We start from the raw sequence: 10,586 nt of genomic DNA on the forward strand, positions 1-10,586 counted from the left end.
ATCAAAAATGGTTCCAGCAAGACGGGTTTATTGGTTATTAACATTTGGCATTGCGATCGCCCTTATAATATCCCTATTTTTTAGCATTTTGGTAAGCATTGCCATCACCTTACTATTTGATATTACCGTTTTGGGATTGATGGTTGTAGATGGTTGGCGATCGCAGTCTGTGCGCGTGCAAATTACCCGTGAATTACCGCCACGATTGTCTATTGGCAGAGATAATCCAGTTGTGTTAACGGTAAAGTCGGCAAATGCTAATGCTGTAATTCAACTTCGAGATGACTATCCTACAGAATTTGGCGTATCTGCATCCACACTCAACGCTACCATTCCGATGAATAGCACCCAGGAATTGGGGTATACAGTTCAACCAAAACAACGGGGAGAGTTTTCTTGGGGGAATATTCAGGTACGACAGTTAGGAGCTTGGAGGTTAGCTTGGGATAATTGGCAGATTCCCCAAAGTCTGCAAATCAAAGTTTATCCAGATTTATTGGGGTTGCGATCGCTTTCAATTCGCCTAGCACTGCAATCATCTGGATCAATTCGCAAAGTTCGCCAAATGGGGATTGGGACAGAGTTTGCGGAACTACGAAACTATCGCACTGGTGATGATTTACGGTTTATTGATTGGAAAGCCACAGCCCGAAGAGTAGGTGCTTACAGCAATACACCACCATTGGTAAGGGTTCTAGAGCCAGAACAAGAGCAAACATTACTAATTTTGCTTGATCGTGGACGGTTAATGACTGCTAGAGTGCAAGGTTTGCAGCGCTTTGACTGGGGATTGAATGCAACCTTATCTTTAGCTTTGGCAGGATTGCATCGAGGCGATCGCGTCGGGGTAGGCGTATTTGATCGCCAAATGCATACATGGATTCCACCAGAACGAGGTCAATCTCAATTGAGTCAGCTAATTGATCGCCTGACTCCTATTCAACCTGTGCTGCTGGAATCTGATTACTTGGGAGCTGTAACCAGTGTGGTACAACGGCAAACTCGCCGAGCGCTTGTGGTAGTAATTACAGATTTAGTTGATGTCACCGCTTCCACAGAACTCCTGGCTGCACTTTCTCGGTTAGCACCCCGCTATCTGCCGTTTTGCGTGACTCTCAGAGATCCTCAAGTTGATCATCTAGCGCACCAGTTCACCGAAAATGTTACAGATGCCTACGGACGCGCCGTAGCTTTAGATTTATTAGCACAGCGGCAAGTTGCCTTTGCTCAGTTGAAGCAAAAAGGTGTTTTAGTACTCGATGCACCAGCAAATCAAATTACAGAGCAGTTGGTGGAGCGGTATTTACAACTCAAAGCCCGAAATCAACTTTAATAAATCAGAAGGCAATGGTTCGGCTGCGCTCACCAACCAGGCCTACCATGTACACACAAGTCTTTTAGAGTTGCTGCATAACTTAGGGTTGATTTTTGCAGGTCAATACAATCACATTGTTAGTCGATGCATTGGCATTGTCAGTCAATACAATCACATTGTTAGTCGATGCATTGGCATTGTTAGTCAATACAATCGCATTGTTAGTCGATGCATTGGCATTGTCAGTCGATGCAATCGCATTGTCAGTCGATACAATCACATTGTTAGTCAATACAATCACATTGTCAGTCAATACAATCACATTGTCAGTCGATACAATCACATTGTCAGTCGATGCATTGGCATTGCAAGTCAATGGGGCAGTTTTAGAAGACTTCTGTGTACACCGCAGCCAGCAACGGAAAATTGAGCTTTTTGCTCCCCTCTCCAACACGGAGAGGGGTTGGGGGAGAGGTCAAATAAGACTCGTCGAACTCACGTTAATTTATGATTTTGCTTGAGCTGCAAGTAGTTGTGTGCGATTCTCGCGGAGATCAGCATGACTGCGTTCTGTAGGATAAGGTACATTGTCACCTTTAACCCCAGACCAAAGCACACGGTTGAACTTCTCCGGATCAAGCTTATCTTCAACTTCAAAGTAGAAATCTTTGGTAGCTTGTGCCCACCACTGTTTGTTACGCAGTGAGGGAAGAGCAGCAGTTTTTTCTACATTGGGGTTTTTGCAAGCTGGTACAAGGTTGGGATCTACAGGGTCAGCACACAAGTTACCAGGTACAACAGCTGTGTAAGGAGTAAAATCAGGCTCTCTCATGAATGCATCTGACATTGGCTTGGCATTGGCATCATTCACTCCCAAGTAGCCAACTCCTAATAAATCCTCCATTGTCCGCAGCACACTAACAGTGTTGTAGTTAGTGCTGATTAGGACATTGCGCTTGGTGTAAGGTGAAATGATGTAAGCGACTGAACGATGGCTATCTACGTGATCAGGGCCATTTTGGCAATCATCTTCTAGAATAACGATCGCTGTCTCTTTCCACACAGGAGATTTAGAAATTTTCTCTACCAACAAACCGACAGCATAATCGTTATCAGCCATTTGCAAATCGGCGGTATTCAAACCAGCTACAGCATTACTAAAATTACCGAAGTGGTCGTGAGGTAGACGTAACAATGTCAAGTTAGGCAGGGTATTCTTGGACAAATAGCTATCAATATCACGCTCAAACTCGTTATAAAGATAGATATCTGCATTTTTCATGTCGTAACCCCGGAAATAATTGTCCGTTTTATCCAACAAGACAGTTTTGGCTGCTACAGCTTGCTGAATGTTGTCAGCCGCAGGAGTTGGGGAAATGGGGATGTAAAGTGGATTGTTGGGATCGGGTTGTGTGGGATCTTCTTGGGAAGTACCGTAGTTACCATCCACAAAGAAACCGTAATTACGTACAGTCTTACCAGACCGCAATACGGCATCCCAAAGATAGCCGCCGATCGCATTTGATTCTAATTCACCATCGCCTACAGGAGCATTTACATCTTTATCTCCAGGCAAAATTGCAGATTGACCAGAGGGATCTAAAACTCCTGTTACCCGTGTATTGAATTGAGAAGGGTTAGAAGATGTTTGTGGTAAGGCAATGTTGATGTTACGGTTAGTACCTTCGTAGTCATAAGTCAAACCGTTAAACCCAGCGTTGCCATAAAGTACAGACTGAGTTTTTTCAGTATAATCAGTAGTTCGTCCGTAAGTAGACCAGTTCCAGCCCACACCGCTGGACTCACCAGAATCGTAGAAGTTATCAAAAGTTACAAAGTCAAGGGCTAGCTTGTGATGGTTGGGTGAAACGGGTTGTGGGAACAAAGTTAGTGCTGGATCACCGTTACCAATAGGTAAATCACCAAGTACTTGGTCATAAGTACGATTTTCTTTCAACACGTAAATCACGTGTTTAATCTTACCTTGTAAGAATCTCATTGTTCGATCAGGACGGCGGTTAGCAAAACCATTGTTTTTATCTACCAGTGCCGAAAGGCTAGTTAAAGTACCACCCTTGGGAATTGGAATAATAGCAATTCCAGCTTTTTCTAAAGCCCAGTTGTACTCGTTTCTAAAAGTGGTGTTGCGTGCTTGTCCTGCCTCTGTTGTCCGGCTCTGTGAAGGGTTGGGGCCTGAGTTGCTCTTAGCATTGACAACGTAGAGTTTTTGACCATCTTGACTAACACTGACAGAATTGGGATACCAGCCAGTGGGGATACGTCCAGCCACCCGACCAGAACGCAAATCTACTACAGCAACGGCATTTTCACCGCCCAAAGTAACGTAAAGTGTGCGTGCATCTCGATTAAGCGCTAAGGAGTTAGGATTTGCTCCTTTATATTTGTCATTCGATCGAGATAAAGAAATGGTTTGGACAACAGTATTGCTATTGGCATCAATGACGGAAACCGAGTCACTATTACCATTAGCTACATAAAGACGATTTTGGTCAGGTGAGAGCAATATCTTGTTTGGCTGGCTCTCTACAGGTATGCGAGTAATTTCCCCAGAAGTAATGCCAACAGCTAGCACCTCGTTATCGCGCTGGCTGCTAATGAATACTTTCGCGGCTGCACCGTTTTCTGTGTTTTTGAGGGCTACATCAAAAGGAAATTCTCCGGTTGCTACTTTATCGCCCGGCTTAAAGAATTTAATTTCTTGTAGTATCTTGCGATTGGCAGTATTTACAATTGATATTGAGTCATTCTCAAAATTTGCTGCTACTAAGGTCTTACCATCTTTACTAACTGCAAGACCAGCGACTACTGCTCCTGTGGCGGCAGGTTCAGCTGGTGTACCTTTTAGCAAACCACCGTCGTAACTAGGAAAGGGCGCAGTTTGGTTAGAATTGTGACCTAGCAGAATAAAGGGAGCATCTGGTAAGTACTGGCTACCATTAGAAGCGTAGAGATAAACGCGATCGTCAATCCCTCCTGAGACATAGAAACGTGTCCCATCTTTTGCCCAAGCCAAGCCATTGTAGGTGTTGGGAATATTAATCTGCTGTCTTTTAGTCAACTTACCATTGCTGACATCATAGACAAAAACCCATTCTGCTTTTGAGGTTGTTGTATCAGTGGGTTTACCTGTTAAAGGATCTAGTACAGGATAGGTAAAAAGATTACCTGTATTTTCATCTCTGAAGTTCTGGTTATAGCCACTGGTAAGTACTAGTAGAGTTTTACCATCAGGGCTAAGGGCTGTAGTTACAGCTTCAGCTGCATCAGCATTATTATCTGTGCGTAAATTAGTTGCTAAAGGTGCAAACGTCGAGCCTGGTGCTGCTGCGGGTGTGATTATCTGACCTGTGGGTAGCAATGCCCCACCTTCAGGAAGTTCACCAACAGGATTAGTAGCAAGCACGGCGCTGGCTAACTGGATACCACTCACTACTATTACCACTGCTACCAGCAGACTGAGTAGGGGATATAGCTTACGCTTGAAATTTCGCATTTGCTGTTCTTAAACTTTTTGCCTACATGGCTGATATTCCTATTTTTTAGTTAAGAACAAGCTAAGACAAGGTTACTTAAAAATTCACATCGGAAGTTGTTTTACTTGTGGTTTTAGAATCAGCAGGCGATCGCTCTATAAGTGTATTAGGGCAAACGCATCTTATGCGCGATCGCTTCAGGTGTAGGAGGGATACGTACTAATAGATGCGATCGCAATTTTCCAGGTAGTTTCGGCGGTAAAACATATCCGTCTTTGCTTTCTTGATAAAGCAGGCTGAATTCCAACAACTCAGTGATATTTTCCTCTGTCAAATCCACAAAATGGTATGTATATTTTTGCGGACAAATAAAAGAGACAACACAAGAGCGTTTTTCTACACAAGTCCACAAACACCCCACAGATTCAATATTGAGGCTACTGTAAGCAGAATTATTTTTTTGAGTCTCTAGCAGCTTCAGTAAGAGTTGATTTCCTTCGGCGCGATCGTCTGCTTCTTCGTGATCGAGAACAGCACTACATGATTTACAAACAAATAAGGTATGAAGTGTCATAATTAGTTATTTTATAAAAAGCAGTTAAACAATGTTCTAGCACTAAATCGGCGACTTTTTAACTATCTCTGAAGAAATCAAGGTGTGTTAACTAAATATTTAAATAAATCATCAATAATCGCGTTTGCGGCTAATATACCACTTCCAATCCAGTAATTTGGAACAAAAAAAACTTTGTTTTCTTTTACAGCTTTTAAGTTTTTCCACAGAGGACTTAATTTAAGTTGCTCTAATTTTTTTTGCGCTGTTTGATTGCCTTTGGCATCATTTTCACCCGTCCATATAAATATAACATCACCATCTGCTTTTTCGATTAATTCATTACCGATGGACATTTGAATCTGATTACCAAATAATTTCTTTGCCTCTGATGCCGTGAAATTTTGAGATTCTGGACGAGATAATCCAGCATCTTGTAAAACTGTCCCGCAGAAAGAATCAAGTAAATATAGGTTAATATTATTAGGATAAACTCGAACTACAGAAACTTTGAGCTTTGACAACTTATTGCCCATTTTCTGCTTAAATTCTGCGAGACGGCGGTAATAATCTTCCATTACTTTTTGACCAACTTCTTTCTTACCCAATACCACACTAATATTCTTAAATACTTCTTTCCATTGACCACTGTGTTCAAATTTCCACAAAACGGTTGGAGCAATTTTTGAAGTAATAGGATAAATATCTTGTTGATATTCAGAACCAGCAATTAAATCTGGTTTGAGTGCAAGAATACTTTCTAGGTTAGGTTCACCAATTGTCCCGATATTTTTTACTCCTGTTAGCTTATCTTGCCAATATGATGAAAAATCCGAAATCACAGCACCAATAGGTTTAATACCTAGTGCGATCGCATTTTCAGCATCATCTAAAGTCACAAGTCGCTCAAATTTTTCTGGAATACAGGTGACTCCCGCAGCGTGTTCGACCTGACGACAAGCTGTGTTTATAATGCGATCGTTAACAGGTATAGAATCACCACGATGACAAGCTACAGCAAGCAGTAAAGTACAAAATATTACAATGCCAAATCGCAACCAGCGAGTAAAGCGTTTTATTTTGATATAACTGTCATTCATATCAGTGGTAATATCTCGGATAGGGTTTATCTCCGGCCTTTAACCAGATTCTGGGTGGTGAATTTTCATGAAGACTATGGCTGATTCAGATATTTAAAAAGATCATCAAGCAGCTTATTAACTCCAAAAAAACCGAATGTCCACCATCTATTTACTTGGACTTCATACACTTGATTATTTTGTGCTGCTTTGAGCGTAGTTAAAAGAGGATTTTTAAAAAAAGTTTGTGCCAATTCCTGAGTATCATTCATTACAAATAAAATATCAGCATCGTACTTTTTTAATACCTCAATACTCGATACTAAAGTATCTTCCTTTTGGTTTACTAGTGTAGGTATGAGTCTGATCCCAATGTCTTGGAAAACTTGATTATAAGTTTCATTATCTGAATATGTAGCGATGAGACTTTCTCCAAAAAGATTAATCACTGATACTTCTATCTCTTTTAGACGCTCACCCATTAAATTTTGCAACTTCTTAACTCGTTCATAGTATTGGGCAATGACTTGTTCTGCCTTTTCACTCTCGCCTAGTACTTGAGCAATAAAGCGGAGATTTTCTTTAAAAGAGTAATTTAGACCCGGCAAATCTACGACAACTGTAGGTGCGATCGCTGATAATTGCTTGTAGGTGCTTTTCTGGTATTCGCGCATCAAAATCAAATCGGGTTTGAGCAAAAGAACCTTTTCCAAATTAGGCTGATTTCCCACACCAACTATCTCAATACCAGCCGCTTCATCATTGGTTACACCACGAAATAAAAAGTCGTACTCTGGAAAATAACTGACTGTACCAATTGGTTTGATACCCAGAGATAATACCGGGTCTAAAAGACCAACATCATTTAATACAATTATTCGCTGTGGATTGACAGGAATTCTTGTTTCACCTAAGGCGTGTTTGACTACGCGTGTAGATACTGGTAATTGAGAATTAGCTGAGTTCCTATCACCTTGAAAATGCTGATTTTGGAATAGATATCTATGACTTACCCAAAGTAAAACAATAGTAACTATTCCTAGCAGAAACAGTTTGATAAAATGCCTGATTTTCATACTTTGGCCTCCACCGTCACGCCACTTACTAAGCAATAGAAAGCCTCTACGCGTCTATAAGTATGGCGACAAACGTAGTGGCTCCCATGGTGTTGACTAAAATTCAAACGAAATTGTCCCTATCACCGTAAACGGAGCGCCTGGAATCACTGTATTTCTGCCAAAGTTGAATGACTCAAAATACCTCGTGCCAAACAGGTTTTCGATATTGATGGCGGCTCTCCAGTTATCACGCTTGTAATAAATTGCGGCATCAGTTCGCAGATAGCTAGGTAATGTAAAAGTATTGTCAGCTTCATTAGTAGGAATATCACCACCTATTCTATCTGAAAGGTAAAATAGCCCTAAACCGAAACCTAAACCTTGCAAATTACCTTGGAGAAATTGATAAGTTGTCCATAAACTAGCTTTGTGTTCCGGTACTTTAGGAACTCTAGAACCAACTCTTAAAGCACCAGGTAAATCACTACTTTGTGTGACTTCAGCATCGGTATAACCGTAAGCAGCAATAATATTCCATCCAGGTAGGATTTCACCAGTAACATCTAGTTCAATCCCTCGGCTTCTCTGCTCTCCAATTGGAATGCTAAAGTTATCAGGGTCATTTGGATCTGGTGCAGCAATATTAGTTTTGGTAATTTCGTAAGCTGCTAAAGTTGCTGAAACTTTATCATTGAAATCTGCTTTGATTCCCACTTCATATTGAGTACCGCGTTCAGGCTCCAAAAATGTGTTATCAGCACTTCGAGCAAAATTTGGTGCAAACGAGCGACTATAACTAGCATAGAGTGAAATCGGTTGAATTGGCTGATATACAATACCAATTCGGGGAGTGAAGGCTTCATCATACTGACTAGTAGGGGTATTTGAGAGCCTATCAAACTGGTTTTGATCTACAGTATCAAAACGCCCACCTATCAGCAGCTTAAAATTATTTGAAAATGCTATCTGGTCTTGCAAATAAATACCTAGCGTCTCAACCTTATCCTTACCATCTCGAACTGCATTGGTCAGTTCAGAAAGCGCAGGTCTAGGAATAACGTTGTAAACTGGGTTAAAGATGTCTATAGATGGAGTTAATCCATTTGGTAACCGCCTCTGTGAGCCATCGCTCTTTTGTCGAGCGAGATCAAGTCCAACTAAAAGTGTGTGTTGGATTGAACCCGTCGTAAATTTACTAACAACATCTGTTTGTAAAGAGTACCTTTCAGTGTAGTCATCGTTGGATCGAAAGTTACGCGATAATTCACCAGTCCCCTCATCGACATCTAAAGGTTGAGCGCGGTAATCAAAGCTATCATTTGAAGTGTATCGAAATGCATTGCGGAGTGTTAAATTTTCATTGAAACGATGCTCCAGCCGATAGCCAACATTTACCTCTTCTACTTCGCGTTTATCTCCTGGTTCACCTAAAAATCTACTAGTCGGAATATCAGCAATTCCTCGACCAAAAGCAACCAAGCCCTGATCAAATGTCCGTTCATCGTTGACATAGCTTACATCAAATAGTAAGTTAGTGCGATCGCTAATTTTCCAATCAAATGTGGGGCCAAAGAAAAATCGCTCACTATTGCCAAAATCTCGAAAACTACCAGCATTTTCATAAGCAATATTCAGTCGATACAATAATGTTTTGTCTGGATCAAGAGGGCCAGATAAATCAATAGTGGGACGATAGTAATTAAAGCTACCTACAGAGAAATCAGCTGAATAATAGGGCGTACTTAAAGGTCTTTTCGTGACTAAATTAATGATTCCTCCTGGTTCAGCATTTCCATACAACACAGAAGCTGGCCCTTTGATGACTTCTATTTGTTCGATATTGGCAAGTTCTCGCAATGTACCGCCAGCTTCTCTAAAACCATCTCGAAAAGTAGAAGTAAAATCAAAACCCCTAATATTAAAATTGTCAATTGTCCCTGCAAAACTGTCGCCTTCTACAGCACCACTAACGTTACGAATTGCGTCTGTCAGCCTAATAACTTGTTGGTCTTTTAAAACCTGTCTAGGGATTACCTGAATCGACTGGGGAATATCACGAATTGGGGTATCGGTTCTAGTGGCCCCTAATACTTCTGGTACACGATATGTATCTTGTTCACCTGTCACAACCAATTCAATTGGTTCTTCATTCTCAGGTGTCTGATCTGTGGGTTGTTCTAAAGGCGTTTCAGTTGTTGGTGTCTGTGGTGTTTGTGGTGTCTCAGTAGGAGGTTGTTGTGCTGGCGGAGCCTGGCTAGTAGTGGATGCTGTTGTTGTCACCCCAAAAATTAAGCCCTCATCACCATCAAACAACTCGACTGTTGGCGCACCAGTTTCACCTGTTACCGTCACCCGAATAGTGTTCGTATCCAAGTTGGTAACTGTAACTTCAGCAATTCCCGCAGTTGGTTTTTCCTGACGGAATGTATCACCACTAAGTAGGCGTAATTGGGCATTGGGAATGTCAACAATATAGCTATTCCCCTCACTCTTATTTACGAGTTGCAGTTGATCTGATTGATTGGTTTCTAAAATTACCTCTATCCCTGTGTCTGTGGCTTGGGACTTGACACCTGTTATTTGAATTAGCGACTGAGCCAGCCATTGCTTAATACTGGTAGCAGGTTGTTTTATATCACTCAATTGAGAAATTTTAGAGATTGGTTTTTGGGTATCTTCAGCTAGTACAGGGAGGTTAACCAGTACCAAAGCCACACTGATTATCCAAGCTAGTTTTTGTAACTGATTTGACATTACTCTACTCACCACACACATTAATAAGTAACAGGGGGTTGAGGGCTGGCAACGATGACTAATACCAATTCACTAAAAAAATGATAGAAATAGTTAAGTCAGAAATATGAGCAGAAGTTCATGGCTGGAGTCACCAAAGTAAAAATAGAAGAATCGGCAGAGGAATTACGTGAACTGCTGAAAAAACAGAAAACAGCATTAGGAAAAGAACGTATTCAAGCATTGTATTTACTAAAGATAGGTCAGGTAAGGACAATACAAGATTTAGCGGTAGTGTTGGGAAGAGGAAGTGCCACAGTACAAAGGTGGTTCAAGGCTTATACAGAATTGGGA

The 10,586-nt window shown here is 41.2% G+C and carries 8 protein-coding genes; 3 read left to right on the top strand and 5 right to left on the bottom strand.

Annotated features, from left to right (window positions below; translation table 11 throughout):
- Positions 1–7 precede the first annotated feature (7 nt).
- On the top strand, positions 8–1,333 hold the full coding sequence (locus tag I8751_RS11780; protein ID WP_214439340.1) for a DUF58 domain-containing protein: 1,326 nt from the start codon (positions 8–10) through the stop codon (positions 1,331–1,333).
- A 116-nt stretch (positions 1,334–1,449) separates the two neighbouring features.
- Positions 1,450–1,836 (top strand): hypothetical protein, encoded by a 387-nt coding sequence (locus I8751_RS11785; RefSeq protein ID WP_214439341.1) that lies wholly within the window; start codon positions 1,450–1,452, stop codon positions 1,834–1,836.
- Here the strand turns inward: I8751_RS11785 and I8751_RS11790 are convergent.
- From I8751_RS11790 to I8751_RS11810, 5 genes are all read right to left on the bottom strand, one after another.
- A complete protein-coding gene (locus I8751_RS11790) occupies positions 1,821–4,829 on the bottom strand; it encodes a beta-propeller fold lactonase family protein (RefSeq protein WP_214439342.1) in 3,009 nt (1,002 codons plus the stop codon). The two genes, I8751_RS11785 and I8751_RS11790, sit on opposite strands and share 16 nt — an antisense overlap.
- 146 nt (positions 4,830–4,975) lie before the next feature.
- Positions 4,976–5,383 (bottom strand): DUF1636 family protein, encoded by a 408-nt coding sequence (locus I8751_RS11795; RefSeq protein WP_214439343.1) that lies wholly within the window; start codon positions 5,381–5,383, stop codon positions 4,976–4,978.
- Positions 5,384–5,460: 77 nt separating this feature from the next.
- On the bottom strand, positions 5,461–6,462 hold the full coding sequence (locus tag I8751_RS11800; RefSeq protein WP_214439344.1) for an iron-siderophore ABC transporter substrate-binding protein: 1,002 nt from the start codon (positions 6,460–6,462) through the stop codon (positions 5,461–5,463).
- A gap of 74 nt (positions 6,463–6,536) precedes the next feature.
- The gene (locus I8751_RS11805; RefSeq protein ID WP_214439345.1) at positions 6,537–7,517 is read right to left on the bottom strand and encodes an iron-siderophore ABC transporter substrate-binding protein; all 981 of its coding nucleotides are present in this window, start codon (positions 7,515–7,517) and stop codon (positions 6,537–6,539) included.
- Positions 7,518–7,613: 96 nt separating this feature from the next.
- Positions 7,614–10,253, bottom strand: coding sequence for a TonB-dependent receptor (locus I8751_RS11810; RefSeq protein ID WP_214439346.1), 2,640 nt, complete (start codon positions 10,251–10,253; stop codon positions 7,614–7,616).
- Between the two features lie 120 nt (positions 10,254–10,373).
- Here I8751_RS11810 and I8751_RS11815 point away from each other — a divergent pair.
- On the top strand, positions 10,374–10,586 hold a 213-nt coding region (locus I8751_RS11815; protein WP_214439347.1), incomplete at its 3' end, for a helix-turn-helix domain-containing protein.

The organism is Atlanticothrix silvestris CENA357 (assembly GCF_016056295.1).
In the GTDB taxonomy this organism is placed as follows: Bacteria; Cyanobacteriota; Cyanobacteriia; order Cyanobacteriales; family Nostocaceae; genus Atlanticothrix; species Atlanticothrix silvestris.

Coding starts and splice junctions, on each gene's coding strand:
- I8751_RS11780 (WP_214439340.1), top strand. CDS start 8: ATGGTTCCAGCAAGACGGGTTTATTGGTTATTAACATTTGGCATTGCG.
- I8751_RS11790 (WP_214439342.1), bottom strand. CDS start 4,829: ATGCGAAATTTCAAGCGTAAGCTATATCCCCTACTCAGTCTGCTGGTA.
- I8751_RS11795 (WP_214439343.1), bottom strand. CDS start 5,383: ATGACACTTCATACCTTATTTGTTTGTAAATCATGTAGTGCTGTTCTC.
- I8751_RS11800 (WP_214439344.1), bottom strand. CDS start 6,462: ATGAATGACAGTTATATCAAAATAAAACGCTTTACTCGCTGGTTGCGA.
- I8751_RS11805 (WP_214439345.1), bottom strand. CDS start 7,517: ATGAAAATCAGGCATTTTATCAAACTGTTTCTGCTAGGAATAGTTACT.
- I8751_RS11810 (WP_214439346.1), bottom strand. CDS start 10,253: ATGTCAAATCAGTTACAAAAACTAGCTTGGATAATCAGTGTGGCTTTG.